We start from the raw sequence: 25,191 nt of genomic DNA on the forward strand, positions 1-25,191 counted from the left end.
CGCTTGAGGTGGCGAGTTCTCCACAGTCACCGGAGAGCGCGCCGCCGGCCGGGTCGCGGGGAGTCACGATGTCGAGATGCGCCACCGGATCCCCCTCCCCGTCAGTCTCGGTCAGCAGTTCGCGGTCAGAACCGCGGATGCTGTCGGCGTCGGCCGATGGCGCCGCGACACCCCCGACCTGCACCGGCCCTTCCACGGCATCCGCTCCGCGTCGCCACCTCGCACCTTCGCCGAGCAGCTGGACTGCCATCGCCCGAGGCTGAAGGCGCACCACAGACACGTGGGGCGCACCGCCGCACGGCTGTGGGGACTGCCCTATCCGAAAGCCTGGTCGGCGAGGGAGCCGGTGGAGGTGGCCGTCCCTCTCGACCGGACGCCGCCGAAGACCGAAGGCGTGAGGGGAAGGCGACTGACGCTCGATCGCGCCCAGACCTGGAAGGTGGACGGCATGCCCGTGGTCGATCCCGTCGCCGCGCTGTTCACCTGCGCGGATGCCCTGACCGTCGGTGAAGCCGTGGTCATGATCGATGCGCTGCTGACCTCGGCATCCGACTACCCGGATCGGCGCCCGGACCTGCCGCCCGTGAGCGCAGCGGAGATCTCGGAGCGGCTCCGGATGTGGCGCACTTTTCCCGGGTGCCGGACGATCAGAGCCGCGCTTCCCCTGGCCCGCGCGAACGTGGAGTCGCCGAAGGAGACGGAGACCCGGCTGCTCATCATGGACGCCGGCCTGCCCGAACCGGCCGTGCAGCACGAGGTGTTCGACCGGCGCCGCTTCATCGCCCGCGTCGACCTGGCATACCCCGAGTTGAAGATCGCCATCGAATACGAAGGCGACGGGCATCGCACGAGCAGGGAGCAGTGGCGCCGCGACATCCAGCGTCAGCGCGACCTGGAGGACCGGGGGTGGATCGTCATCCGCCTCACCCAGCAGGACCTCGGCTCAGCATCCGGCGCGTTCCTCTCCCGCGTCCGGCGCGCGATCCTGGCTCGCACCGCAGCCTGAGCGTCACGCCACCGCGACCTGAGCGTCACGGCACCGCGGCCTGAGCGCTGCGCGGCTGGAAAACGTCGGTACGGACGCCCCGGAACCCGCGTTATCCATCTGCGACCCCGGGTGGGAGATGGAAAACGTGGGTAGGGAGGCCCTCGGACCAGCGCTTTCCATCTTTGCGGGGCGGGGGGCCGCGCGAGGGCGGCGCGAGGGCGGGTGCGGCGCGGGCGGGGGGCGGGGCGGGGGCCTACAGGTCTGCGGGCACGTCGGGCTCGCCCGCGATCAGGCCGCGCAGCCAGTCGCGCGCCTCGACGAAGATCTCGTCGGCGTAGCGGTCGGGGTACTGGACGATGCGGCGGTCGGCGCGCGGATAGGAGCCGAGGAAGACGACCCGCGGGCTGAAGCGGCGGATGCCGAGCAGCGCGTCGGCCATCCGCTCGTCGTGGATGTGGCCGTCGGCGTCCAGCACGAAGCGGTAGCGACCCAGCTCGTCGCCGATCGGCCGCGACTCGATCAGCGACAGGTTGATGCCGCGGGTGGAGAACTGCTCGAGCATCTCCAGCAGCGCGCCCGGACGGTCATCGGGCAGTTCGACGATCAGGGAGGTCTTGTCGGCACCGGTCGGCTCCCCCGCGACCGTGGTCCGCGCGACCAGCACGAAGCGAGTCACGGCGTTGTCGTTGTCGCCGATCTGCTCGGCGAGCACCTCGACGTCCTGATGACGGACGATGCCGGGTGCCGCGATCGCCGCCTGCGCGGGCAGGGAGCCGTCCAGGACTCCCAGAGCGGATGCCACGTTGCTCGCCGCCGGCACGTGCGCGTGCTTCGGCAGGTTCGCGTCCAGCCAGCCGTGGCACTGCGCGTAGGCGACGGGGTGCGCGGCGATTACCTGCACGTCGTCGAGGCGGGTGCCGGGTGGAGCGACCAGCACGAAGTCGACGTTGACCAGGTACTCACCGATGATGCGGAGCCCCGAGTTGTTGGCCAGCGCGTCCTGCGTGGTGGAGACGCCGCCCTCGATCGAGTTCTCGATGGCGATCATCGCGGCATGGCTGCGCCCCTCGAGCACGTCGGCGAGGGCTTCGCCGACGTTGTGCACGGGCTTCCAGTCGTGGCCGCGCGCCTCGGGCACCTGGTCCAGCGCCGCCTCGGTGAATGTTCCAGCAGGGCCCAGGTAGCTGTAGGTGCGGCGATCGGTCACCCCGCAAGCCTAGTGCTGAGCATCCGGTCGGTTACGGGGGCGGCGTCCACTGCGACCGACGTCGTGCCCGGGGACGACGCATCGGGACGCCGAGGATGCGCGAGCGGCACGCGCGCGGCAGACTTAGCTCATGACGAGCCGTGCAGGCCTCCCCGCGGAGGAAAAGGATCTCATCGACGTCGACGAGCTGATCGCCGCCTACTACGACCGGCATCCCGACCCGGATCTCGCCGGGCAACGGGTCGTCTTCGGCACGAGCGGCCACCGGGGGTCGTCGCTGTCGAGCAGCTTCAACGAGGACCACATCCTGGCGACGACACAGGCGATCGTGGACTACCGGCGGGGACAGGGCATCGACGGCCCGCTGTTCCTCGGCCGAGACACGCACGCCCTGTCGCGGCCCGCCGAGCGCAGCGCCATCGAGGTGCTCGTCGCCAACGGCGTCGACGTGCGCGTCGACTCCCGCGATGCCTGGGTCCCGACGCCCGCCCTCAGCCACGCCATCCTGACGTACAACCGCGGCCGCGCGGCATCCGATCCCGGCCGCGCGGACGGGATCGTCGTCACGCCTTCGCACAACCCGCCGCGCGACGGCGGCTTCAAGTACAACCCTCCGCACGGCGGGCCGGCCGACACGGATGCCACCGGCTGGATCGCCCAGCGGGCCAACGAGCTCATCGAGGCGGGACTCGACGGGGTCGCGCGCACCCGCTACGCCGACATCGACGCCAGCACCATCGGCGATTACGACTTCCGTGACGCGTACGTGCGCGACCTGCCGTCGATCATCGACATCGAGGCCATCAGGAACGCGGGCGTGCGCATCGGCGCCGACCCCCTGGGCGGCGCGTCGGTGGAGTACTGGGCGCACATCGCCGACGTGCACGGCCTGGATCTGACGGTCGTCAACCCCGAAGTGGACCCGACCTGGCGCTTCATGACCCTCGACTGGGACGAGAAGATCCGGATGGACCCGTCGTCGGCCAGCGCCATGGCGTCGCTGGTGGCGAAGAAGGGCGAGTACGACGTGCTCACCGGAAATGACGCGGATGCCGACCGGCACGGCATCGTCACCCCGGATGCTGGTCTGATGAACCCCAATCACTACCTGGCCGTCGCCATCGACTACCTGTTCTCGCACCGCACCGAATGGCCACGGGATGCGGCCGTCGGCAAGACGCTCGTCTCGTCGATGATCATCGACCGGGTCGCCGAGTCCCTGGGACGCCGGCTGCTCGAGGTGCCCGTCGGCTTCAAGTGGTTCGTCCCCGGTCTGCTCGACGGAAGCGTGGCCTTCGGCGGCGAGGAGTCGGCCGGCGCGTCCTTCCTGCGCCGCGACGGCAGCGTGTGGTCGACGGACAAGGACGGCATCCTGCTGTGCCTGCTCGCGGCCGAGATCATCGCCGTCACCGGCAAGTCGCCCTCAGAGCGCTACCGCGAGCTGGAAGCGGCCTTCGGCTCCTCCGCCTATCAGCGCGTCGACGCCCCGGCGACGCCCGAGCAGAAGGCGACGCTGGGCAGGCTGTCACCGTCGGCGGTCTCGGCCACCGAACTCGCCGGCGAGCAGATCACCGCGAAGCTGTCGCACGCGCCGGGGAACGGCGCCGCCATCGGCGGGCTGAAGGTGCAGACCGAGCACGCCTGGTTCGCCGCCCGCCCGTCGGGCACGGAAGACGTCTACAAGCTGTATGCCGAGAGCCTGCGGGGCGCCGAGCATCTGGCTCAGGTGCAGGAGGAGGCGCGCGCGGTGGTCAGCGCCGCGCTCGAGGGCTGACGACACGGCGGACCCCGCTTGTCGCGGGGCTCGGGTCAGGTCAGTGAGCGGGCGAGTGCGTCGCCGGCCTCGCGCAGCCAGCGCGGGGTCTCGGCGAGAGCGGATGCCGACGATCCGGCGATCTCGGTCAGTGACGCGGATGCCGCGAATATGCCGGTATCGGCATCTTCGTCGATCCGGCCGGCGACCAGGGCGGCGCGCACACCGGCGTCCGCCGCGACGCTCGCCACGAACGACGGGACCTTGCCCGCTCCGGACTGTCCGTCGTACGCCCCCTCGCCGGTGACGACCACGTCCGCGTCGGCGATCGCGTCCGCGAGTCCGATCAGGCGCGCGACCTCTCGCGCCCCCGGCAGCAGCCGCGCTCCCCAGGCCACCAGAGCCCCTCCGACGCCGCCGGCGGCACCCGCCCCGGGAACCGAGACGTCCAGGCCGAGCAACGCGGCCAATCGGGTGAGGCCGGCGTCCACAGCGGCGCGATCGACGGCATCCGTGAGCCCCTTCTGCGGGCCGAACACCTCCGCCGCGCCTCGCGGGCCGGTAAACGGGTTGGTCACATCGGTCAGCACCAGCACCTCGGGTGCCGTGCGCAGGCCGGAAAGATCCACGCCGGAGAGTGCGGCCAGTCCGCGCGCACCGGCGGCCACCTCCGCACCGGCGGCATCGAGGAACCGGGCGCCGAGGGCGCGCAGCATCCCCATGCCGCCGTCGGTCGACGCGCTCGATCCGATGCCCAGCACCAGGCGCGAGACGCCGTGATCCATGGCGGCCGCGATGGCCTGTCCGAACCCGGACGAATCGGCATCCCACGGGCGAAGCTCATCCAGAAGCTCGATGCCCGAGGTGGACGCGAGATCGATCACGCCCGCGCCGTTCGGGGCGTCATCCGATGCCGGCAGCAGCAGCCACGTCGTCTGCAGCGGCTCCCCCGCCGGGCCGTCGACGACGATCGGCATCCGGGTGGCGCCCGGCACCGCCGCCGCGAACGCCGCGACCGTACCCTCTCCCCCGTCTGCCATCGGCCGCAGCACGATCTCGACCGCGGGGTCGACGCCGAGCCACGCGTCGGCGAGCACCTGGGCGGCATCGGCCGCGGTGATGGTGCCCTTGAAGCTGTCGGGAGCGAAGACGACCCGCATCATGCGCTCCCGGGGAGGCCGGGCGTGCTGGCGCGCACGAGAACCTCGAGCTCTGTCGCGGGCTGCTCCCACTCCGGATCGACCGTGGCGCGGAACGCCTGATAGCCGAGGTCGCTGAGCGGGACGTGCACGGTGGAGAGCTGCGGCGTGACGTCCCGGCTCACCGGCACATCATCGAATCCGCAGACCGCGATGTCGGCGCCCACTGCGCGTCCGGCATCCCGGATCGCCGTCATGGCACCGATCGCCACCACATCGCTCAGCGCGAAGACGAGCGTGCCCTCGTCGACGCCGTCGGCGAGGGCGGTGGTCATGGACGCCGCACCGGAGTCGCGCTCGAAGGTGCCGCGGTAGACGCGCCGGATCTCCCCGCCGCCCGAGGTGAAACCGGCGGTGAAGCCGGCGAGGCGGTCGTCGGAGGTGCGCACACCCTCGGCCGCGCCGATGACGATCGCGCGCCGGTAGCCCAGCTGCGCCATCGTCGTACCCAGCTGCTCCGCGCCGCCCCGATTGTCGATGCGGATGCTGCGATCGCCGCCGACGCCGAAGGTGACCGTGCGGCTGCCCAGGGCGCGGAAGGCCGCGAGCTCCTCGGCGATCACCGGATCGCCGGCGCCTTCGCGGGAGGCCGACAGGATCACGCCGCGGGGTCGCTGCCCGCGCAGTGCGTGCAGCACCCGGGCCTCGCGCTCGGATTCGCGTTCGGTGATGGCGACGGTGACGATGAGCCCGTCCTCCTCGGCGCCGCGCGCGACACCCGAGGCGATCAGCCCGAAGAACGGGTCGGCGATGTCGGCGACCAGCAGTGCGATCACCCGGGAGGTGCCGCGGGCGATGGCCTGGGCGGAGACGTTCGGGATGTACCCCAGCTCCGCGGCAGCCAGTTCCACCTTCTCGCGGAACGAATCCGCCACCTTGCGATCGGAACCGTTCAGCACGCGCGAGGCGGTCGCCAGCGACACACCGGCGACCCGGGCGACGTCGTGCAGCGTCGGTGCGCTCGCGCGCGTGGCTTCAGCAGTCATGCGTTGAGCCTATCGATGTCTTCGGGCCGGTCCGGGTCGTGATTCACGGCCGCGTCCGGGTCGCAGAGCCATCAGGCGAGCCAGCCACGCAGCGTCGCGGCTTCGGCGGTCAGCAGGTCGGGGTCATCCCCTGGCACGAACTCCAGCAGAGCGTCGCGCGGCGGGTGCGAGGCAGCGGATGCCGCCGCGAACAGCGCCTTCCACATCTCGGCGCGCTCGCGCAGTCGCAGCCGTTCCGTGCGCGGCCACCATGAGAAGACGTGCACGGCGCTGGTCTGCGCGGCGAGCGCGTCGTAGTCGGCGAGCGCGGAGGCGTCCTCCGCGCCGACCGAGGGCTGCCAGTACGTCGACAGCACCGGGCTGGCAACGTCGGCGAGCAGACGCAGGGTGGCGTCGGGAGTGTCGGCGACGGTGCCGCGGTGATACTCCAGGGCCAGACCGATGCCCCGCTCGGACGCCTCGTCGGCGGCATCCCGCAGCCGGCCGACGACCTGTGCGTACTGCTGCGGGGTCGCATCGGCGGAATCGACGCGGCCGGCCCAGATCCGCACTCGATCCGTGCCGAGCGCCTGCGCGCTGTCGAGGATCGGGGTGAGCGCTTCGTCCGCCCCGGCGCGGAAGTAGGAGCCGTACGAGCAGACCGAGAGACCGGCATCCGTCGTCGCCCTGGCGACCTGCGCGGCGTGCTCCGGATCTCCGGGAGGCACGTGCACGTCGCCGCCCCACTCGATGACCTCGAGCCGGGCGTCCGCGGCGCGCGCGACGATCTGCGCGGGCGTGAGCTGACGGAACGTCACCGAGCAGAGTCCTGGTCGCATGATCATCCCCTCATCCTGCCCGCCTCATCGCCTGCAGCCCCGCTCTCAGCGGAGGTGCGGCGAGACCGCGGTGCCGAAGGACTCCACGGTGCGCGCCACGACGTGCGCCGGATCATCGGCCCAGATCTCGGCGTTGAAGAGCTCGACCTCGATGTCTCGGTCATAGCCTGTCTCGATCACCGCACGCGTGAGCGAGCCGAAATCGATGACGCCCTCGTCCATGTAGTGCCTGCTCAGCAGCACGTCCTCGGCAAGCGGCGTCTTCCAATCGCACACCTGATAGGTGGCGATGCGCCCCTCGCGGCCGGCACGGGCGATCTGCTCGAGCACCTGCGGGTCCCACCAGATGTGGAAGGTGTCGACGGCGGCGCCCACGACCTGGGCGTCGAAGTCGGCGGCGATGTCGAGCGCCTGCCCCAGCGTCGAGACGACGGCGCGGTCCGACGCGTACATCGGATGCAGGGGTTCCAGCGCGAGTGTCACGCCGGCCGCCTTCGCGTCGTCGGCCAGTGCGCCGACGGCGTCGCGGACGCGCTCACGGGCGCCGATGAGATCGCGCGACCCTGCGGGCAGACCACCGGCGACGAGCACGAGCACGGCGGCGGAGCCCTCGGCGCCCGCGGCGGCCAGCGTCGCGGTCTCCTCGATGGCCCGGCGGTTCTCGTCCAGGGCGGCGTCGCGCTCCGGTCCGACGGGCAGGGTGAAGAAGCCGCCGCGGCAGTGCGAGGAGAAGCGCAGACCGGAATCGGCGAGCATCCGCGCGGCGACGTCGAGACCGACCTCGTTCACCGGCTCGCGCCACAGGCCGATCGACTGCACACCGGCGTCCGCAGTGACCTTCAGCGCGGTCGCGAGGTCGGCGTACTTGATCGTCGCCTGGTTGATGGACAGGCGCGTGTCCGGTCCCTGAGCCTCTCGAAGGGTCATGCGTCGAGTCCGTTCAGTCGCAGCATCCCGTGCCACCGCTCACGCGCGAGCTCGGGGTCCTCCAGGGCGAGCGAGGCGTTGGCCAGCTCGACGATCCGGGAAAGATGCGGCAGGCTGCGCGCGGAGTGCAGCCCGCCGACCATCTGGAACGCGGGCTGGTGGCCGTTCAACCAGGCCAGGAACGCGACGCCGGTCTTGTAGTAGAACGTGGGCGCGGCGAAGACCTGGCGGCTCAGCTCCTCGGTCGGTCCGAGGATGCGCCGGTAGGCGGCGTGGTCTCCGGCATCCAGCGCCTGGATCGCGGCGGATGCCACGGGCGTGATCGCCGCGAACGCGCCGAGTAGTGCGTCCGAGTAGGTGCGAGCGCCGACCCCGGAGTCGCCGATCAGCGAGACGTAGTTGAAGTCGTCGCCGGTGAACATCCGCACGTCTTCAGGCAGCCGTTCGCGCACCGAGATCTCGCTCTCGGCGTTCAGCAGGCTCATCTTCACCCCCGCGACCTTGCCGGGGTTCTCCGCGATGATGTCGAGCAGCACCGCCGATGCCGTCTGCCAGTCCGTCGCCCCGAAGTAGCCGTCCAGCTCCGGGTCGAACGCGGTGCCCAGCCAGTGCAGCACGACCGGAACGGTCGCCGACTGCAGCACCTCGCGGTACACGCGTCGGTAGTCGTCGGCTCCTCTCGCGACGCGGGCGAGGTGTCGGGATGCCATCAGCACCGGCCCCGCACCCTGCTCCTCGGCGAAGTGCAGCTGCTCCTTGTACGCGTCGATCACCCGCGCGAGCGTGATGTGCGTCTCATCGACGTGGTCGGTGTTGACGCCCACGACGACGGATCCGCCCTCCTCGCGGGCGACGTCGGCGCTGCGGGAGATGAGTTCGCGGGTGGCCGCGGCGTCCAGGCCCATGTTCCGCTGAGCGGTGTCCATGGCATCCGCCACTCCCAGCCCCCAGGAGTATACGTTGCGGCGGAAGGCGAGGGTCGAGTCCCAGTCGATGTCGGCGGGCCGGCCCGGGGTGTTGTCGCCCCAGACCACGGGCACGACATGCGCGGCGGCGTAGGCCACGCGGGACCGCAGCGGGGAGGTCGGCCGGGCGTAGACGCCGGAGTCGTTCAGCTCGGCATCCGACAGGGCCCCGGCGGTCGAGAGCAGGCGCAGCGTGGTCACAGCGACAGCCTGTCGATGGCGATCTTTCGCCCCTCGGCGCTGGAGGCGAGCCCGGCCTCGGCGAACTGCACACCGCGGGCGCCGGCCAGCAGATCGAAGGCGTAATCGGTGCCGAGCACGTACGACTCCAGGTACTCCTCCCACTGCTGGCGGAAGCCGTTCAGGAACACGTCGTTGGTGGGCACGTCCTGCCAGTCGGCGTCGTAGTCGTGGGTGTCCTCGAGGTCGGGGTTCCACACCGGCTTGGGGGTGGCGTTGCGCGGCTGGATCTTGGCGCCGAACAGACCGACGACGGCCGAGCCATGCGTGCCGTCGACCTGGAACTCGACGAGCTCGTCGCGGTTCACGCGCACGGTCCAGGAGGAGTTGATCTCGGCGATGATGCCGCCCTCGAGCTCGAAGATGCCGTAGGCGGCATCCTCGGCGGTGGCGTCGTAGTGCTCGCCCTTCTCGTCCCAGCGGTCGGCGATGTGCACGGCGGCCTGCGCGTACACGCTCTTGACCTCGCCGAACAGGTTCTCCAGCACGTAGTTCCAATGCGGGAACATGTCGGTGATGATGCCGCCGCCGTCCTCGGTGCGGTAGTTCCAGCTCGGACGCTGGGCGGGCTGCCAGTCGCCCTCGAACACCCAGTAGCCGAACTCCCCGCGCACGGAGAGGATACGGCCGAAGAACCCGGAGTCGATCAGGCGCTTGAGCTTCTGCAGACCGGGGAGATACAGCTTGTCGTGCACGACGCCGGTCTTCACGCCGGCGTTCTTCGCCAGCGCCGCGAGCTCGAGCGCCTCCTCCAGCGACTCGGCGGTCGGCTTCTCGGTGTAGATCGCCTTGCCTGCGGCGATGGCCTTGCGGATGGCGCTGGCGCGGGCCTTGGTCACCAGGAAGTCGGCGTAGATCTCCGACTGCGGGTCGGCGAGCGCGGCGTCCAGGTCGGTCGTGTAGTCGTCGATGCCGTGCAGGGCTGCGAGCTCGGCGAGCTTCTCCGCGCTGCGGCCCACCAGGATCGGCTTGACGGTCACCTTCGAGCCGTCGGAGAGCTCGATGCCGCCCTGATCGCGGATCGCGAGGATCGAACGCACCAGGTGCTGCCGGTAGCCCATGCGCCCGGAGACGCCGTTCATGATGATGCCGATCTCGCGCACGTTCGCCATGCTGTTCCGTTCTGTCGTTCTGTTGAGAAGCCGTCGCGCACCTCGGAGCGGTAAGCGCTTTCCCATATTAGATCAGGTCCCAGCGTGGAGCGCAAGCGTCCCGGGCTCAGCGTCCGAGCGCACCCTGTGGGTCGGCGACGTGAGCCAGGTCAAGCGGGCGACGTGACCCGGGTCGGGGCAGCGCGAGCGATAGGCTCCCAGGAGATGTGCCGCCGATCCGTCGCGGCGGGGAAGGACGACAATGGCCGATGAATGCTCGTGCGGCTGTTCCTCGCCGTCCCGCGCGGTGTTCGGTGCGGTCACGCTGCGTCGCGGGGCAGACCCGGTCGATGCCCCGGCGCAGCACGGCATCCCCCAGGCGCTCATCCCCGCGGGGACCTTCACGATGGGTGACTCCTCCGGCGACCGCAATCCCGGCGATGGCGAGCTTCCTCAGCATCGTGTGTCGCTCGACGCGTTCTCCATCGACACGACCAGCGTGACCAACGACGACTTCGCGCGCTTCGTCGACGCCACCGGATACCGCACCGAGGCCGAGGTGTTCGGATTCTCCGCCGTGTTCCATCTCGCCGTCGCCGCCGACGAGGAGGACCTGCTCGGTCGCCCTCCGCAGACGCCCTGGTGGGTCGGGGTACGCGGCGCGGACTGGCGCCGCCCCGGCGGGCCCCTCTCGAGCATCGAGGGCCTCGGCGATCATCCCGTCGTGCACGTCAGCTGGAACGACGCGCAGGCGTACTGCGTGTGGGCCGGTCGACGCCTTCCCACCGAGGCCGAGTGGGAGTACGCCGCGCGGGGCGGACTGGAGCAGCGGAAGTACCCGTGGGGCGACGAGGAGATCGACGACGGGGGTTGGCGGGCCAACATCTGGCAGGGCGTGTTCCCCGCCTCGAACACGCTCGAGGACGGCTGGTTGACCACCGCACCCGCCCGCTCGTTCGCACCGAACGGCTACGGGCTGTGGCAGATGGTCGGCAATGTGTGGGAATGGGCGTCCGACTGGTTCGACCCGGGCTACTACGGCGCCTCCCCGGACTCGATGCCGACAGGTCCGGAGCGCGGGCAGTCGCGCGTCCTCCGCGGTGGCAGCTACCTGTGCCACATCTCCCACTGCAATCGCTACCGCAACTCCGCACGCTCGCAGAACACGCCCGACTCGTCGATGGGCAATGCCGGGTTCCGCACCGTCGGGCTCTGAGTCGCACGGAACTCTGACCAGCGGTGGCCTCCGACCCGACGGATGACGCCGGCCGGCGACGCTCCGGCATCAGGACCGAGGCGGCGCGTCAGGGCGCAGTGACGAGCACGACGATCAGCCCGAGCAGTCCGGTCCCCGCGACACCCGCCGCGATCACAGCGATCGTCATCGCCCCACCGGCGCGCGGCTCCTCGCCGCGTCGCACCCGCGCCATGAACGCGTGATGCCTGCGGCGCGACACCGCCCACAGCACGGACGCACCCAGCAGGCCGACGATCCCGGGCACGACCCACGCCCCGGCGCCCAGCCACTCGGGCAGCAGACGCAGCGAGACCAGTGAACCGACGGCGAGCGAGAGCGCCGTGCGGCGCCACGAGAGGGAGGTCCGCTCCAGCTGCAGCCCGGCGTCGAACGGCCTGTACGCGGCCGCGTCCGCCCCCGGACCGACCCCGCCGGACCCACTCATCGCAGTATGGCGAGCAGGACCAGCACGCCCGAGGCCACGACGGAGAGGCCGAGGATGATGCCGGTCGGCGGATGCGGCAGAGGACGCCCCAGTCGCATCGCCCGCTCGACGAGACCCCATTCGGCCCAGGCGACGACCGGCAGCAGGATGCCGGTGATGATCAGCACCAGCGAGGCGGCCAGTCGCAGCGGAGCGTACATGTCCAGTGCGAGCGCCTCCAGCGCCACCCCGCCCGCGATGAGAGCCAGCGCGGTGCGGGTCCACGCCAGGAAGGTGCGCTCGTTGGCGAGCGAGAAGCGCACGTCGGGCTCGCTGCCATGACGGAATACCGCGCGGGGGAATCGGCGGTCGGGCGTCTGCGTCACGCGTTCAGCCTACAAGCGCCCCCACCGACTCCCGATCGCGCCGGCTCAGCGTCCGAGCGCATTCAGCAGGTCGGCGAAGTGATCGAGGTCGGCGGGCGACCAGGCGCGCAGCCGCTCGCCGATCCGGCCGTGGTAGGCGGCGCGGGCGATCCCCACCCGTTCCTTCGCGAGATCGGTGGCCACCAGCCGCCGGGCCCGACGGTCCTCGGCGTCCGGGATGCTGTCGACCAGGCCCAGCTCGGTCAGCTGGCGCACCTGGCGGCTCACCGCCGACTTGTCGGTCTGCAGGCGCTCCATGATCGCCCCCGCGGTGGTCGCCTCACCGCCGAGGACGGCCACGAGCACCTGGTACCCCAGCGGCTGCAGATCCGGGTGCACGGTCGCCGCCGCCTCGCGCCAGCTGACGCGAATACGGGCGAACAGGCGGCCGAGTTCGCGCTCGACCCGGGCGATCGCGTCGTCGAGCTGCGGTCCGGCGAGTCCATCCGAAGCGGAGGCGTCGGACTCACCGGGCAATGCTGTCATAGCCGTCAGTGTACGGCGAAGGTCCACTGCCGGATCGACAGCGGACCTTCAGGCCGTCACCGCGTCAGACCTCGGCGAGCAGGCGGAAGGCCTTCGACGCGGCCTTCACCTCCTCGGGCGTGAGGCCCGCGAGCACGGTCCGCATGCGCTCGGCATGCTCGTTGTGCAGCACGGCGAGGGCGCTGGCGGCCACCGGTGTCGCGGTGAGCACCCGCAGCCGGCCGTCGTGCTCGTCGGGACGCGATTCGAGGAGCCCGAAGTCCTCCAGCATCCTGATCTGTCTGCTGACCGTCGACTTGTCCATCTCGAATCGCTCCGCCAGCTGATGAGCACTGGTGGCGCCCGTCCGCGAGATGAACGCGAGCAGCTTGTAGCCGGCGGGCTGCAGCTCGGGGTGCACCCGCGCCGCGGACTCGCGCCACATCGTCCGCGCTCGCGCGAAGATCAGGTTCAGGTGCCCCTGGAAATCCGCGAGCTCATCGTCGATGGTGTCGGCGTTCATGTCAGCGCACCGGCTCCTGCACGTCGCGCCCGCGACCGTCGTTCTCCGTGACGACGCGGATGCTGCCGGTGACAGCACCCACCTCGGCCCCGGCGACGTCCATCGCGGACTCCTCCGCCTGCTCGCGCAGCTGCTCGGCGGAGTTCTTCGTGGACAGCGGCTTGTTCCGGATGAAGGCGATCGCGATCACGCCGATGACGGCCAGCGGGACGGCGATCAGGAAGGCGTCGGCGATGCCGTGCCCGTACGACGACTCGACGACCGTGCGGATGCTGTCCGGCAGACCGCTCATGTTCGGCACATCGCCGGTGGCCAGGTGCTTGAGTGCGTCGATCTCATCGGGCGACTTCGGGACGAACGTGCCGAGTCCGTCCTTGATGTAGGCGGCGACGTTGGTCGCGAGGATCGACCCCATGATGGTCACACCGATGGTGCCGGCGATCGTGCGGAAGAAGTTGACGCCGGAGGACGCCGCGCCCAGCTGCTGCGGCGGGGTGTCGTTCTGCACGATCAGAGTGAGGTTCTGCATGACCATGCCGAGGCCTGCGCCGAGCACGAACATGTAGGTCGCCACGAGCGGGAACGGGGTGTCGTAGCGCAGCGTCGCCATCATCGTCACGCCGATGACGGTGAGAACGGAGCCCAGCATCATCCAGCTCTTCCACTTGCCGAAGCGGCTGACCAGCTGGCCGATGATGATCGACGCACCCATCTGCCCGATGATCATCGGGATGGTCATCAGACCGGACTCGGTCGGCGTCGCCCCGCGGGCGAGCTGGAAGTATTGGGCGAGGAACACCGAGGTGGCGAACATCGAGACGCCGATGGCGATCGAGGCCAGCACCGACAGGGTGAAGGTGCGGTTGCGGAACAGCGTCATCGGGATGATCGGCTCCTTGACGAGCATCTCGACGATCACGAACGCCACGATGGCGACGGCCGAGCCGATGCCGAGCGCGTAACTGGTGACGGAGTCCCACTCGAACTGGCTGCCGCCCATGGACACCCAGATCAGCAGACCCGAGACGCCGACCATCAGCAGCACGGTGCCGAAGTAGTCGATCGACACCTTCACGTTCTGCGGCTTGGGCAGATGCAGCGTGACCTGCAGCAGGATGAGTGCGACGACGGCGAAGGGGACGCCGACGAAGAAGTTGGCGCGCCAGCCCAGCACGTCCGTGATGAAGCCGCCGAGCAGCGGGCCGCCGATCGTGGCGAGGGCCATGATGCCGCCGACGACGCCCATGTACTTGCCGCGCTCGCGCGGTGAGATGATCAGCGCCACGGCGACCATGACGAGGGACATGAGTCCGCCGACGCCGACGCCCTGGATCACGCGCACCGCGATGAGCATGTTGGTGTCGGTGGAGAAGCCGGCGATGACGGTGCCGACGGTGAACAGGATCAGCGACAGCTGAACGAGCACCTTGCGGTCGACGAGGTCGGCGAGCTTGCCCCAGATCGGGGTGGTGACGGCGGTCGCCAGAAGGCTGGCGGTGATGACCCAGGTGTACTGCGCCTGGGTTCCCCCGAGGTCGGCGATGATGACCGGCAGCGAGGTCGAGACGACCGTGCCCGAGAGCACGGCGACGAACATGCCGACGATGAGGCCGGAGATCGCGGTGAAGACTTCGCGCGCCGAGCGCACGGCCTCAGGCGCGGAGGATGTGGTGGAGTTCAAAAGCGGGCTCTCCTGCAGATAATGGTTGATCTTCGTCAACGATACAGCATTAGTTGATGTTCCTCAACCATTGCCGTCGATCAACTATTCCCCGGCATCACATCGCCGCGGTCGACTCCCGCGGATGCAGCACCGGCACCATCTGGATGCGCTCGACAGGGCGAGCCGACCCCTCCACCAATCGCGCGAGCATCATCTCCACCGCACGGCGTCCCACATGCTGCTTCGGCGGACGCAGCGCCGTGATGGGCGGGGCTCCGTTCTCCGCGACCTCGTCGTCGTACGCGATGATCGACAGCTCCTCGGGGAGCGACCACCCGCGATCGATCGCCTGCTGCTGCACCAGCAGCGCCTGCGGATCGGAGTGGATCAGCATCGCCGACGTGTTCGTGCTGCGCAGCTGATCGAGCATCCGATCGATGAACTCCGCGCGCTCGGCACCCTCGAGGGTGTCCAGCGACGCGTTCAGGTCGACGGTCTGCACCAGCCCCAGCTCCTCGACGGCCCTCCCCCAGCCCCGCCGCAACTGCCCCGAGGTCGGCGACTGCGAGGAGGTGAGCAGGCCGACCGCCCGGTGCCCCAGCGCGGCCAGGTGCGACGCCGCCTGGTAGCCGCCGAAGACGTGGTCGGTGGTCACCCATTCCAGTCGGGTGAGCGCGAGGGAGGACGGCGCCTGCCGCTCGACGAGCACCGCGGGAACCGGAAGCTGCTCGAGCCAGCTCAACAGGGCGTGCCCGTCCGGCCCCTGGTTCTCGGGCGCCACGATCAGGCCGTGGAAACCGCCGGAGTCGATGAGTGAGCTGATCTGCCGGCGCTGATCGGCGGGCTCGTAGCTCGCTCCGCGCAGCACCAGCTGCACCCCGAGCTCGGTCGCCGCGGCCCGCGCGCCGATCACGATCTGGGGCCAGTAGTAGCTCAGCGAGGGCACCACCATGCCCACGCGATACCGCGGACCTGCCGCGGAAGCGCGCGGCGCGACCGTGGTGTCCAGCCGGCTCCGCAGCGTCGCTCCGCCGTGCACGCGCGTCACCAGCCCCCGATCGGCGAGCTCGCCGATGTCGCGCCGGACCGTCAGCTCCGAGACGGCGAACTCCCGCGCCAGGTCCGCCACGCGCACCGCGCCCGCTGTGCGCAACTGGTCCATGATCCGCTCGCGGCGCGCGATCCCGAACACCGGGCGGTTGTCGGCATCCGTCATGTCGCCTCTCCCCTCAGTTCCCATTTCTCCTCGCTGCGCGACGTCGCATCTCCGCGCGAGGCGGACGCCGGTCCGCGCGAGGCGGACGCCGGGGCGAACAGCATCCGAGTCACCTGATCACCCCAGGAACGCTGCAGGTACGGATCGTCGACCTCGACGGTCTCGAACGCGACCTCGGCCGGATCGTACCTGAGCAGGAGTCCGCGCGACCCGTGCCTGCCCGGAACGAGCACGGCGCCGTCCTCCTGACGGACCGGAACGCCCGCGCAGACCAGCACGATCCGCGTCGCGGGATCGGCGAGGGCGGCGGACTCGTCCAGGACGCTGATGCCGGCATCCGTCACCTGCACGGTGCGCCGCCAGCGGTCGCCGCCCGGGTAGGCGGCCGTCAGGTCGAGCACCCATCCGTCGTCGATGACCGTCGCCTCGCAGCGCCACTGCGCCCCTGGCAGCTGCACGGCACCGCGCGGCAGAGGCGTGGAGTGCCAGTCGCTGCGCATGTTCCAGAGCTCGTAGCGGCGCTCCGAGAAGGTCTCCGCCCGATACGTCGCGCGACCGAGGTCGGGCAGCAGGGGCACGCCGTCCACGGCGACCGCGATGGAGCCCAGGTCGTTGTGGTTGTGGTTCTCGCCGTTGTGTCCGCTCTTGACCACGACCCCGAGGCCGGCCCGCTCGCGGAGCCCGACGCCGAGCGAGGGCAGGAAGACGTCGCGCGAGTGCGCGTGGGCCGAGGAAGTCGGCGCGGCGTCGGTCAGTGCACCGGATCGGATGTCACGCAGCTCGGCGAGCATGCGTCCGAGACCGGCGTGCACGCCGTCATCGAGCCCGCACAGCACGCGATCGCCCTGCTCGGCGCGGGCGAACACGGCCGTGTCGGGAAGCGCGCACAGGCTCGCCGCCCGGTGCAGCACATGCCAGGGGATGCCGGCATCCGCCCGTGCCTCGGCATCGGAGAAGCTCGCGAACCAGCCCCGTCCCACCTGCATCCGCTGCGGAAATCGCGCGAGCTCCGCCAGTCCCTGCAGCGCACCCTCGCGAACGGCGGTCGTCACGGCACCACCGGCCGCCTCGTCCAGTAGAGCCAGGGCGTCGAACGCCCGCCCGGCGCCCTGCCACCAGTACGCGAAGCCCTCGTCGATCGCGCCGTCGGCGGGGAGCTGTGCGAGGTACCGGTCCAGCCCGTCGACGCACCGGGTGATGACCCGTGCGCGCAGCGTGGGCTCGGCGAAGGCGATCGCGGCGGGAAGCAGATTCCCGTGGATCCACGGCGCCCAGTTGTGGACATGATCCTCGGTGCCCTCCCAGTGCCAGGCGCGGCCGACGAACGGCTCCAGCACGCGCTCGCGAGTCTCCGCAGCCAGGCGTTCGCGCAGCCCGGCCGCGACGTGCTCCAGCTCTCCGCCGAGCAGCAGAGCGGCCCAGGCCACGAGCGCGGCGTCCTCACCGGCGCCGAGGTCGACGAATGGATGCCGCCCGTCGGGAACCCGCATTCCCCGCGAGAAGACGTCGTCGTGCGCGGGCCAGCACCAGGTGCTCTGCTCCACCTTGAGCCAGAGTCCGTCCGCGGCGTCGCGAAGTCGATCCTCCGACGGGTCCAGCGCCGCCGCGATCACGGCCAGGCGCGTGCGACGGTTGCGCAGGAACAGCGCCCGCTCGTAAGCCGACCGGTCGCCCGTGCGGGCATAGGCCGCCCAGTCCGAGAGAAGCGGCTGCGGCCAGGGCGTGCGGTGAAGCGCATCGGCCTTGGCGAGGAGCGCCTCGCGCGTGCGCGGATCCATCCCGCTCCAGAAGGGGCGATCTGCCGCGGTCGGGAACGACACGACGGCATTCGCATCGTCGTGGCGTGCCCACACGTCGTTCAGCGCCCCTCGACGGATGAGCGCGCCTGTCGCCATGGTTGAACCTTTATGTTCGAGTAAGCGTTTTATGCTTCGATTGGGTTGCGAATGAATGGATGATCAGTCTTCACTGGGATGACCGCATCACGCAAGCGGTCTGCACCATGAATCTCGACGGAGACACCGATGCCCCCATCCCGCCCCCGGGCCCACGCGGTCATGTCGACCGAGGCATTCGAACTGCTCTTCGACGACGCGCGCCGCCGGCGATTCGCCGACCTGGCCGACGTGCGCACGCCGATGCACATCGCCGACCTCGCCGATCCGGCTCTGGACGATCTGCTCGCCGAGACCGAGGTGCTGGTGACGTCCTGGGGCGCGCCGCGCTTCGAGGCACCGCTTCTGGACCGGATGCCGCGCCTGCGCGCCGTGTTCCATGCCGCCGGCAGCATCCGCCACCACGTGTCCGCGGACTTCTGGGACCGTCGCATCCGCATCACCACGGCAGCGGAGGCCAATGCCGTGCCCGTCGCCGAGTTCACGCTCGCGGCGATCCTGCTGGCCGGCAAGCGTGCGCTCGTGCAGATGCGCACACCGTCACTGGGGCAGGAGCTGTGGGGCGGCAACCTCCGCGCACACGCGCTCGGGAACCTCGACCGCACGGTGGGCATCGTGGGCTTCTCCCGCATCGGGCGGCGCGTCGTGGATCTGCTGCGCCCGTTCACCGGCCTGCGCGTGCTGGTCGCCGATCCGTTCGCCGACGCGACCGAGGTGGCGGCGGCCGGGGCGGAGCTGGTGCCACTGGCGGAGATGCTCCCCCGCGTCGCCGTGCTCTCACTGCACGCCCCGGCGCTGCCGTCCACGCACCGCATGATCGGCGCCGCTGAGCTGGCCGCCCTGCCCGACGGCGCCACCGTGATCAACACGGCGCGCGGCGCACTGCTGGACCACGACGCCCTGCTCGCCGAATGCCGCGCAGGTCGCCTGGATGCGGTGCTCGACGTCACCGACCCCGAGCCGCTGCCGTCGTCCTCGCCGCTGCTCGAGCTTCCCAACGTCGCCATCACGCCGCACCTGGCCGGCTCGCTGGGCACCGAGACGCGGCGGCTGACCGATTCCGCGCTGGACGAGCTCGAGGCGTACGCGTCCGGCTCACCGCTGCACCATCCGATGGACGCCGCCTCGCTGGGTCGCAGCGCCTGAGCCGGACGCGCACGCCGCCCCGGTGGCCACCGCGCCACCACATCCCCCGCGAGAAACCACTTCCGGCGTGAGAAACCCCGCGTGGACGTGCGTCTCATGCAGGATGTGGTTTCTCGCCGCGCGTCGGCCCCTCGAGCACCGGGCGCAGGCAGTAGCGCCCGTTGGCCCAGACGACGTACAGCGCCGGGGCGGCGGTGATACCGATCGCGACGGCGGGCATGGTCGCGAAGACGCCGATCTGCACACCGAGCACGGCCAGTGACAGCGCCTGGAAGTACCACCGGCGCACCCCCAGGTACAGGCTCGAGCGCAGCACGTCGCGCAGCCGGGCGGTCGGCACTTCGGCCAGAGCCACGGCACCCAGCAGACCGGTGATCGCCGCCAGCACGACCAGGAGCAGCAGCACCGGGACGATCACCACCGAGGCCGCGGTGTCCGACAGCGCACGCACGTCGACCAGCAGCACGACCGCGGATCCCACGACGATGACACCGAGCAGCACTGAGCCGCGCAGTGTCCGCCGCCATACGCGCACGAAGGCGCGCACCACTTGGGTCTCGCCCTCGCCGTGCGCCCGGAACGTGCCGAAAGCCGCCGTCAGGGCGGGAACGGCGAGCGGCGCGGCCACGGCCAGCAACGGCCAGGAGTGCGCAGGATCGGTCGTGATCAGCAGCACCACCAGCGGACCGGCCGCCACGAGCGCGAGCAGGTTCACCATCAGCCCCAGGTAGAGCACCCCCAGGATCGATGCCCAGGTGTCGTGCGCGACGCGCGTCACCATCAGCCCTTCATCCCGCTGGTGGCGATTCCCTCGACGAAGTACTTCTGACCGAGCATGAAGATGATCGCGATCGGGACGACCGATATGCACAGGCCGGCGAACAGCAGGGCGTAGTTCGTGTCGAACAGGTTCGACACGAAGCTCTTCAGGCCGAGCTGGATCGTCCAGAGATCCGGGTTGCGCAGGTAGATCAGCGGTCCGAGATAGTCGTTCCAGGTGTTGACGAACGTCAGCAGCGTCAGGCTCGCGATCGCGGGCACGGACAGCGGCACCATGATCCGCCGCCAGATCCCGTACTCGCTGAGTCCATCCAGGCGGGCGGCCTCGCTGAGCTCCTCCGGAATGGTCTCGTAGTACTGCTTCATCAGGAAGACGCCGAAGGCGCCGAACGCCTGGATGAGGATGATCGCCCAGAGGGTGTTGGAGACCTTGAGGTTGGAGAGCAGGATGAACTGCGGGATCATGTACGACTGCCAGGGCACCGCGATGGTGCCGATGTAGGCGAGGAAGAGCACGTCACGACCGGGAAAGCGGATGCGGGAGAAGCCGTACGCCGCGAAGGACCCGGTCAGCACCTGGAGGAAGGTGACCACGACCGCCAGCAGCAGCGTGTTGCGGATCCAGGTCAACATGTCGGCCTTGGCCCAGATGTCGGTGTAGTTCTGCCACACGAACACCTCGGGCCACCACACCACCGGCACCGAGAACACCTCGTTGGCGTTCTTCAGCGAGCTGAGCAGCATCCAGGCGAACGGCGCGAGCAGGCCGATGGCGAAGACGCCCAGGGCGGCGTAGCCGACGATCCGGCCGATGCGTCGACCGGCGCGGGACTCGCCCGCCCGGCGCTGCGGTGCCGGATCCGAGAGCCTGCGCAGCTTCCGCTCGCCGGCGACCATGAGCTGGGTCTGAGTCATCAGACGCTCCTCCTCTTGTTCCAGAGGAACTGACCGATGGTGACGATGATGCACAGGAAGAACAGAGCCACTGCCGCCGCTGACGCGTAGCCGAACTGCGACTCCTCGAATCCCTTGCGGTAGATGAACTGCGAGAGCACCATCGTCGCCTGACCGGGACCGCCGTCGGTCATCACGAGGATCAGGTCGAAGACCTTCAGCGAATTGATGGTCAGCATCACGGTGACGAAGAACATGGTCGGCCGCAGGCACGGCAGCGTCACGTTGACGAAGCGCTGCCAGACGTTCGCGCCGTCCACGCGGGCGGCCTCGTGCAGTTCTCGCGGCACCGTCTGCAGGCCCGCGAGGAACAGGATCATGTAGTAACCCATGTCGCGCCACGTGCTGACAATCACCACGGCAGGCATCGCCCAGTCCTTCGCGGTGAGCCAGCCGGGAGGGTTCTCGATGCCGATGAAACGCAGCATCGCGTTGATGGGGCCGTAGTCGGGGCTGAAGAGCAGGTTCCAGACCACCGCGATCGCGACGATCGAGGTGATGTACGGGAAGAACGCGGCGGTGCGGAAGAAGGCCACCCCGCGCAGCTTGTTGTTCAGCAGCAGCGCGAGCCCCAGCGAGACGACGATGGTGAGCGGGATGTGCATCACCGAGTAGTAGATGGTGTTCCAGAACGCGTTGCGGAAGCTGCCGTCGCCGAGCAGTCGCTGGAAGTTGGCCAGTCCGACCCAGTCGGCCTTGCCGAAGATGTTCCAGTTGGTGAACGCCATGTAGAAGAGGATCACGACGGGCACGAGCGTGAACGCCGCGAACCCGGCGAAGTTCGGCAGGATGAACGTCCAGCCGATCAGCGTGTTCCGACGGCGAAGCGCAGACCGGCGTCTGGGCGGCGGCGTCTTCACGGCATCCGGCGTGAGTGTGGCTGTCATGAGGGTTCTCTCGGGTGGTGCGGTGGAGGGAAGGGGCCGGCCCTCGCGGGCCGACCCCGGACGGCGGGTCAGCCGACCTCGTTGGCGACGCGGTCCTGCGCCTCCTTGATGGCGTCGTCGACGCCGGTGGAGCCGGACATGATCGCCGTGTGCATGTCGCCCAGGATGCCCTGGATCGCCGCGGTCTTGGCGGACGTCGGGTTCTCGGGGAGGACCTTGTGGGTCGACCACGCGAAGGTGGACAGCTCGTCGGTGGGCGCACCCTCGACGCCGAAGTACGTCTCGGTGACGGCGTCACTGGTCAGAGCGGGGGTGATGCCGATGGCGGCGAGCACCTGCGCCGCGTCCTCGCTCGCGGCGAACTCGAGGAACTTCTTCGCCGCCGCGGCCTTGTCGCCGTCCAGCGCGGCGTTGATGCCGAACCCTGTCGGGTCGCCGAAGGTGACGGGAGTGCCGTCGGTGCCGGTGGTGGACGCGTCCAGCTGCGGCGCCGGGGCGATGCCCCACTCGAAGGCATCGGCTTCACCGGTCGCCTGCTGAGCGATCAACGTGGCGGTGTACCAGCTGCCCATGGGCATCATGGCCGCCTTCTGCTTGCCGAACTCGCCCTGGTAGGTGAGCTGGTTCGCGCTGGAGGTGTTGAAGTCGACCTGCGCCCCGTCGTCCTGCAGCTTCAACACGCGGTCGTAGTAGGCCTTCAGGTGCCCGAAGTCTCCGTCGAGCACGCTGACGTCGCTCTGCGCGTTGGCGAAGCCCTGCACGACCGACTGCCAGCGGTGCATGTAGCTGCCCTTGACCGCGCCGTCGCTGAGCTTCTCGGCCGCCGCGTCGTAGTCGTCCCACGTCCACGAGCCGTCGGGGTAGTCCACGCCGGCGGCGTCGAACAGGACCTTGTTGTAATAGAGCACCCAGGAGTCCTGACGGTACGGCACCGCGTAGGCCGTGCCGTCGACCTTGTACGAGTCCGCGCCCCCGATGCCGTCGGGCAGCTTCACGTCGGAGACGTCGAGGAGCTGGCCGCCCTCCTGGAACGTGGTCAGGTACTTGACCTCTTTCTGGGTGATGATGTCAGGGCCTGAGCCGGCGGCGAGGTCGGCGGTGACGAGGGTGTTGTACTCGGTCGGGTCGTACTCCTTGAACGTGACGGTGATGTCGGAGTTCTTCTCGTGGAACGCGTCGGCCAGCGCCTGGAACTCGGGCGTCGTGTCGAGGCTCCAGCCCGAGAGCGTCAGCGACACCGGGCCGGACGGCTCCGCCGGCGTGTCGCTCCCGCCGCTGCAGCCGGTCAGTGCGAGTGCGGCGACAGCGGCGATGCTGCCGGCGGCCAGGATCTTTCTGTTCATGCTGTTCATGCTCCTTCGTGATCGCGGTGGGTCCGCTGGTGAGGTTCGGTCGGATCGGAGGTCAGGCGCCCGCGGACGGTGCGAGCCGGCTGGTGGTGCGCCGCCCGTCCGGCCACACGACGTGAGCGTCGTCGGCGTCCAGCCCCAGGGTGGGAGCGGATGCCGCGTGCTCGTCGGTGGCGCTGAGCAGCACGGCCACCGCGAGCACGTCGCCCTCGTGCGGGACGGCGACGACGACGGGCACGGCGGCGTCGGGGCCGAGCGGGCTGGCATCCGTCCGGCGCTCGATGCCGCAGCTCAGGCCGGGGGTGAGCGGGACGACGACGCTGGTGAGGGCCCCGAGGCGCGCGGAGGCGGCTTCCGCGGACGCGGAGGTCTCGACCTGTCCGAGCTCGCCGGCCACTGCCCAGCCACCGACGCGCAGGCGCACGGGGCTGTCGGCGGGCACGAGCGCGCCGGAGCCCTCCAGAGACTCGACGCGGACGATCCGCACCTCCCAGGCGCCGCGGACCAGCGACCATGTCGTGATCCGTCCGCCGACGGTGGTGTCCCCGGTGATTCCTGCTCCGTGCCGCGTCTGGATCTGGGCAGGATCGACCCAGTGCACCCGGCTGGTGGAGCCGGCCGCAGCGACCTCGCCCTCGACGCGCACGTCGAGCAGGGTGAGCCCGGCGCGGTGGGAGGCACGACCCGCGGCGTCCACCAGGGCGACGGACTGCTCCAGCGGCTCGGCCCAGGCGTCGCCGTTCAGCAGGGGCGCCACGGCCGTGGAGTACCCCAGCCGCGCATACAGCGGCGAGTCTCCGACCAGCGCATCCGGAAGCGAGTGGTCGGTACCGTGGTTGGTCACGCGGACGATGCCGTCGGATGCCGTGCCCGACACGATCCATCCCGGTGATGCGACGGCGCGCAGGTCGTCGACGACGGGTCCCGGCTCCGGCGCGCTCCACACCGGATGGTCTGCGGGCAGTGCCACTCCGAGCATTCCCTTCGCGGCCCAGTACGGCGAGGAGGGACCGGAGTAGCTCTGCGCCAGGCGCCGCCACCGGTCGTGCCATCCCATGGTCAGCAGGTCGTCCTGATCGGGGGCGCCGTGCTCGTCGAAGTGCGCGACGATCCCCATCGCCGTGCGACGCAGCGTGCCGAGATCCGTGGAGGGGACCTCGGCCAGCGCGCCGACCCAGAAGGGCGCGGCTGCCGCGAACCGATAGATCAGACTGCGACCCTGGATGAGCGGGGATCCATCGGCTCCGACCAGGTGCACGGCGTCCTGCAGGTAGCGGTCCAGGGCGGCCACGTCATCCGCGAACCGGTCCGCGGCGATCTCTGCGGCCCCCTGCATGCGCGACCACAGCACCGGATACAGGTGCAGCGCCCAGCCGACGTAGTGGTCGTAGTTGCGATCGTCGCCGTCCGAGAGCCACCCGTTCTCGCGCGCGAAGGAGTCGTGCCGGGCCAGATCGGCGGCGATGTCGTCGGCCGACCACGGCCCGCCGACCGAGCGCAGGAACGTCTGCACGACGATCCGGAACCACACCCAGTTGTTCCGCGGGTAGCTGTCGTCGCCGACCGCCGGTGAGAGGTACTCGATCACGCGTTGCTGGGTGAGGTCGTCGAGTCGGTCCCAGATCCACGGGCGCGTCATGTCCAGGATGAGGGCGATCGACGCCGCCTCGACCTTGGCCTGGGGATGCTCGTCCAGACGCACCCAGCGTTCTTCGGATGCGGGGTCGACGCCGGCGGCGATTCCCCGGGAGTAGTCGTGGATGAGCTGCCCCACGCCCTCGCCGCGGGCCCCGACGATGCGGAATCCCGCGAGCAGGAAGGTGCGCGCGAAGCCCTCCAGCCCGTCGACGGCGGCGCCGTATCCCCCCGGTGCGCCCGGTGGGGTGATGCGCGCGAATCCCGGGGAGGCCCAGGCGGCGGCGCCGCTCAGCATCCGATCGGCGAACGCGACCAGCGCCTCACGCGACTGCGCCCGCAGAGGGCTGCGCGGCGAGGGATGCGAGGAACGGGTCACGGGTTCTCCTTCGAGCTGTGATCGGGTCGCCGGCGACGG

The 25,191-nt window shown here is 70.2% G+C and carries 23 protein-coding genes; 4 read left to right on the forward strand and 19 right to left on the reverse strand.

Annotated features, from left to right (window positions below; genetic code table 11):
- Positions 1 to 76 precede the first annotated feature (76 nt).
- Positions 77 to 1,006 carry an endonuclease domain-containing protein gene (locus ACFQY2_RS00070; protein ID WP_378743542.1) on the forward strand — a complete coding sequence of 310 codons (930 nt, stop codon included), beginning with the start codon at positions 77 to 79 and terminating at the stop codon, positions 1,004 to 1,006.
- Between the two features lie 235 nt (positions 1,007 to 1,241).
- Here the strand turns inward: ACFQY2_RS00070 and pheA are convergent, their stop codons facing one another.
- On the reverse strand, positions 1,242 to 2,195 hold the full coding sequence (gene pheA, locus ACFQY2_RS00075) for a prephenate dehydratase (RefSeq protein WP_378743543.1): 954 nt from the start codon (positions 2,193 to 2,195) through the stop codon (positions 1,242 to 1,244).
- 130 nt (positions 2,196 to 2,325) lie between these two features.
- Between pheA and pgm the strand changes: the two genes are divergently transcribed.
- Entirely contained in the window at positions 2,326 to 3,969 is a 1,644-nt protein-coding gene (pgm, locus tag ACFQY2_RS00080) for a phosphoglucomutase (alpha-D-glucose-1,6-bisphosphate-dependent) (RefSeq protein ID WP_378743544.1), read from the forward strand.
- 35 nt (positions 3,970 to 4,004) lie between these two features.
- Here pgm and ACFQY2_RS00085 read toward each other — a convergent pair whose 3' ends face one another.
- From ACFQY2_RS00085 to ACFQY2_RS00110, 6 genes are all read right to left on the reverse strand, one after another.
- Positions 4,005 to 5,111, reverse strand: coding sequence for a glycerate kinase (locus ACFQY2_RS00085; protein WP_378743546.1), 1,107 nt, complete (start codon positions 5,109 to 5,111; stop codon positions 4,005 to 4,007).
- The gene (locus tag ACFQY2_RS00090; protein ID WP_378743547.1) at positions 5,108 to 6,133 is read right to left on the reverse strand and encodes a LacI family DNA-binding transcriptional regulator; all 1,026 of its coding nucleotides are present in this window, start codon (positions 6,131 to 6,133) and stop codon (positions 5,108 to 5,110) included. Before ACFQY2_RS00090 ends, ACFQY2_RS00085 begins: the two co-directional genes overlap by 4 nt.
- Before the next feature lie 71 nt (positions 6,134 to 6,204).
- Entirely contained in the window at positions 6,205 to 6,957 is a 753-nt protein-coding gene (locus ACFQY2_RS00095; RefSeq protein WP_378743548.1) for a sugar phosphate isomerase/epimerase family protein, read from the reverse strand.
- A gap of 39 nt (positions 6,958 to 6,996) precedes the next feature.
- The gene (locus tag ACFQY2_RS00100) at positions 6,997 to 7,878 is read right to left on the reverse strand and encodes a sugar phosphate isomerase/epimerase family protein (RefSeq protein ID WP_378743549.1); all 882 of its coding nucleotides are present in this window, start codon (positions 7,876 to 7,878) and stop codon (positions 6,997 to 6,999) included.
- The gene (locus ACFQY2_RS00105) at positions 7,875 to 9,044 is read right to left on the reverse strand and encodes a dihydrodipicolinate synthase family protein (protein WP_378743550.1); all 1,170 of its coding nucleotides are present in this window, start codon (positions 9,042 to 9,044) and stop codon (positions 7,875 to 7,877) included. Before ACFQY2_RS00105 ends, ACFQY2_RS00100 begins: the two co-directional genes overlap by 4 nt.
- Positions 9,041 to 10,195, reverse strand: a complete 1,155-nt coding sequence (locus ACFQY2_RS00110) for a Gfo/Idh/MocA family protein (protein ID WP_378743551.1) — start codon at positions 10,193 to 10,195, stop codon at positions 9,041 to 9,043. Before ACFQY2_RS00110 ends, ACFQY2_RS00105 begins: the two co-directional genes overlap by 4 nt.
- A gap of 241 nt (positions 10,196 to 10,436) precedes the next feature.
- Here ACFQY2_RS00110 and ACFQY2_RS00115 point away from each other — a divergent pair, with 241 nt between their 5' ends.
- Entirely contained in the window at positions 10,437 to 11,390 is a 954-nt protein-coding gene (locus ACFQY2_RS00115) for a formylglycine-generating enzyme family protein (RefSeq protein WP_378743552.1), read from the forward strand.
- A gap of 88 nt (positions 11,391 to 11,478) precedes the next feature.
- On the opposite strand, the gene ACFQY2_RS00120 is transcribed toward ACFQY2_RS00115, so the two are convergent.
- The 7 genes from ACFQY2_RS00120 to ACFQY2_RS00150 all read right to left on the reverse strand — a co-directional run bounded on the left by ACFQY2_RS00120 (position 11,479) and on the right by ACFQY2_RS00150 (position 18,022).
- On the reverse strand, positions 11,479 to 11,856 hold the full coding sequence (locus ACFQY2_RS00120) for a DUF202 domain-containing protein (protein ID WP_378743553.1): 378 nt from the start codon (positions 11,854 to 11,856) through the stop codon (positions 11,479 to 11,481).
- Positions 11,853 to 12,221 carry a YidH family protein gene (locus tag ACFQY2_RS00125; protein ID WP_378743554.1) on the reverse strand — a complete coding sequence of 123 codons (369 nt, stop codon included), beginning with the start codon at positions 12,219 to 12,221 and terminating at the stop codon, positions 11,853 to 11,855. The genes ACFQY2_RS00120 and ACFQY2_RS00125 overlap by 4 nt, the downstream gene beginning before the upstream one ends.
- A 45-nt stretch (positions 12,222 to 12,266) precedes the next feature.
- Positions 12,267 to 12,746, reverse strand: a complete 480-nt coding sequence (locus ACFQY2_RS00130) for a MarR family winged helix-turn-helix transcriptional regulator (protein WP_378743555.1) — start codon at positions 12,744 to 12,746, stop codon at positions 12,267 to 12,269.
- 64 nt (positions 12,747 to 12,810) lie between these two features.
- Entirely contained in the window at positions 12,811 to 13,248 is a 438-nt protein-coding gene (locus tag ACFQY2_RS00135; protein WP_378743556.1) for a MarR family winged helix-turn-helix transcriptional regulator, read from the reverse strand.
- A gap of 1 nt (position 13,249) precedes the next feature.
- On the reverse strand, positions 13,250 to 14,959 hold the full coding sequence (locus tag ACFQY2_RS00140; RefSeq protein WP_378744990.1) for an MDR family MFS transporter: 1,710 nt from the start codon (positions 14,957 to 14,959) through the stop codon (positions 13,250 to 13,252).
- A gap of 67 nt (positions 14,960 to 15,026) precedes the next feature.
- A complete protein-coding gene (locus ACFQY2_RS00145) occupies positions 15,027 to 16,127 on the reverse strand; it encodes a substrate-binding domain-containing protein (RefSeq protein ID WP_378743557.1) in 1,101 nt (366 codons plus the stop codon).
- Positions 16,124 to 18,022 carry a hypothetical protein gene (locus tag ACFQY2_RS00150; protein WP_378743558.1) on the reverse strand — a complete coding sequence of 633 codons (1,899 nt, stop codon included), beginning with the start codon at positions 18,020 to 18,022 and terminating at the stop codon, positions 16,124 to 16,126. Before ACFQY2_RS00150 ends, ACFQY2_RS00145 begins: the two co-directional genes overlap by 4 nt.
- A 129-nt stretch (positions 18,023 to 18,151) precedes the next feature.
- On the opposite strand from ACFQY2_RS00150, the gene ACFQY2_RS00155 reads away from it, so the two are divergent.
- A complete protein-coding gene (locus ACFQY2_RS00155) occupies positions 18,152 to 19,168 on the forward strand; it encodes a hydroxyacid dehydrogenase (protein WP_378743559.1) in 1,017 nt (338 codons plus the stop codon).
- Positions 19,169 to 19,262: 94 nt separating this feature from the next.
- On the opposite strand, the gene ACFQY2_RS00160 is transcribed toward ACFQY2_RS00155, so the two are convergent.
- The 5 genes from ACFQY2_RS00160 to ACFQY2_RS00180 all read right to left on the reverse strand — a co-directional run bounded on the left by ACFQY2_RS00160 (position 19,263) and on the right by ACFQY2_RS00180 (position 25,152).
- Complete coding sequence (locus ACFQY2_RS00160; RefSeq protein WP_378743560.1) at positions 19,263 to 19,949, reverse strand: DUF624 domain-containing protein; 687 nt, start codon at positions 19,947 to 19,949, stop codon at positions 19,263 to 19,265.
- Complete coding sequence (locus tag ACFQY2_RS00165; protein WP_378743561.1) at positions 19,949 to 20,863, reverse strand: carbohydrate ABC transporter permease; 915 nt, start codon at positions 20,861 to 20,863, stop codon at positions 19,949 to 19,951. The genes ACFQY2_RS00160 and ACFQY2_RS00165 overlap by 1 nt, the downstream gene beginning before the upstream one ends.
- Positions 20,863 to 21,789 carry a carbohydrate ABC transporter permease gene (locus ACFQY2_RS00170; RefSeq protein WP_378743562.1) on the reverse strand — a complete coding sequence of 309 codons (927 nt, stop codon included), beginning with the start codon at positions 21,787 to 21,789 and terminating at the stop codon, positions 20,863 to 20,865. The genes ACFQY2_RS00165 and ACFQY2_RS00170 overlap by 1 nt, the downstream gene beginning before the upstream one ends.
- Positions 21,790 to 21,857: 68 nt before the next feature.
- Entirely contained in the window at positions 21,858 to 23,132 is a 1,275-nt protein-coding gene (locus tag ACFQY2_RS00175) for an ABC transporter substrate-binding protein (RefSeq protein ID WP_378743563.1), read from the reverse strand.
- 61 nt (positions 23,133 to 23,193) lie between these two features.
- Complete coding sequence (locus ACFQY2_RS00180) at positions 23,194 to 25,152, reverse strand: DUF2264 domain-containing protein (RefSeq protein WP_378743564.1); 1,959 nt, start codon at positions 25,150 to 25,152, stop codon at positions 23,194 to 23,196.
- Positions 25,153 to 25,191 lie beyond the last annotated feature (39 nt).

The organism is Microbacterium sp. GCM10027623, assembly GCF_042666935.1.
Taxonomy (GTDB): domain Bacteria; phylum Actinomycetota; class Actinomycetes; order Actinomycetales; family Microbacteriaceae; genus Microbacterium.

Coding starts and splice junctions, on each gene's coding strand:
- ACFQY2_RS00150 (WP_378743558.1), bottom strand. CDS start 18,022: ATGGCGACAGGCGCGCTCATCCGTCGAGGGGCGCTGAACGACGTGTGG.
- ACFQY2_RS00090 (WP_378743547.1), bottom strand. CDS start 6,133: ATGACTGCTGAAGCCACGCGCGCGAGCGCACCGACGCTGCACGACGTC.
- ACFQY2_RS00145 (WP_378743557.1), bottom strand. CDS start 16,127: ATGACGGATGCCGACAACCGCCCGGTGTTCGGGATCGCGCGCCGCGAG.
- ACFQY2_RS00175 (WP_378743563.1), bottom strand. CDS start 23,132: ATGAACAGAAAGATCCTGGCCGCCGGCAGCATCGCCGCTGTCGCCGCA.
- ACFQY2_RS00160 (WP_378743560.1), bottom strand. CDS start 19,949: ATGGTGACGCGCGTCGCGCACGACACCTGGGCATCGATCCTGGGGGTG.
- ACFQY2_RS00120 (WP_378743553.1), bottom strand. CDS start 11,856: ATGAGTGGGTCCGGCGGGGTCGGTCCGGGGGCGGACGCGGCCGCGTAC.
- ACFQY2_RS00155 (WP_378743559.1), top strand. CDS start 18,152: ATGCCCCCATCCCGCCCCCGGGCCCACGCGGTCATGTCGACCGAGGCA.
- ACFQY2_RS00170 (WP_378743562.1), bottom strand. CDS start 21,789: ATGACAGCCACACTCACGCCGGATGCCGTGAAGACGCCGCCGCCCAGA.
- ACFQY2_RS00100 (WP_378743549.1), bottom strand. CDS start 7,878: ATGACCCTTCGAGAGGCTCAGGGACCGGACACGCGCCTGTCCATCAAC.
- pgm (WP_378743544.1), top strand. CDS start 2,326: ATGACGAGCCGTGCAGGCCTCCCCGCGGAGGAAAAGGATCTCATCGAC.
- ACFQY2_RS00095 (WP_378743548.1), bottom strand. CDS start 6,957: ATGATCATGCGACCAGGACTCTGCTCGGTGACGTTCCGTCAGCTCACG.
- ACFQY2_RS00135 (WP_378743556.1), bottom strand. CDS start 13,248: ATGAACGCCGACACCATCGACGATGAGCTCGCGGATTTCCAGGGGCAC.
- ACFQY2_RS00110 (WP_378743551.1), bottom strand. CDS start 10,195: ATGGCGAACGTGCGCGAGATCGGCATCATCATGAACGGCGTCTCCGGG.
- ACFQY2_RS00070 (WP_378743542.1), top strand. CDS start 77: ATGCGCCACCGGATCCCCCTCCCCGTCAGTCTCGGTCAGCAGTTCGCG.
- ACFQY2_RS00115 (WP_378743552.1), top strand. CDS start 10,437: ATGGCCGATGAATGCTCGTGCGGCTGTTCCTCGCCGTCCCGCGCGGTG.
- ACFQY2_RS00165 (WP_378743561.1), bottom strand. CDS start 20,863: ATGACTCAGACCCAGCTCATGGTCGCCGGCGAGCGGAAGCTGCGCAGG.
- ACFQY2_RS00085 (WP_378743546.1), bottom strand. CDS start 5,111: ATGATGCGGGTCGTCTTCGCTCCCGACAGCTTCAAGGGCACCATCACC.
- ACFQY2_RS00130 (WP_378743555.1), bottom strand. CDS start 12,746: ATGACAGCATTGCCCGGTGAGTCCGACGCCTCCGCTTCGGATGGACTC.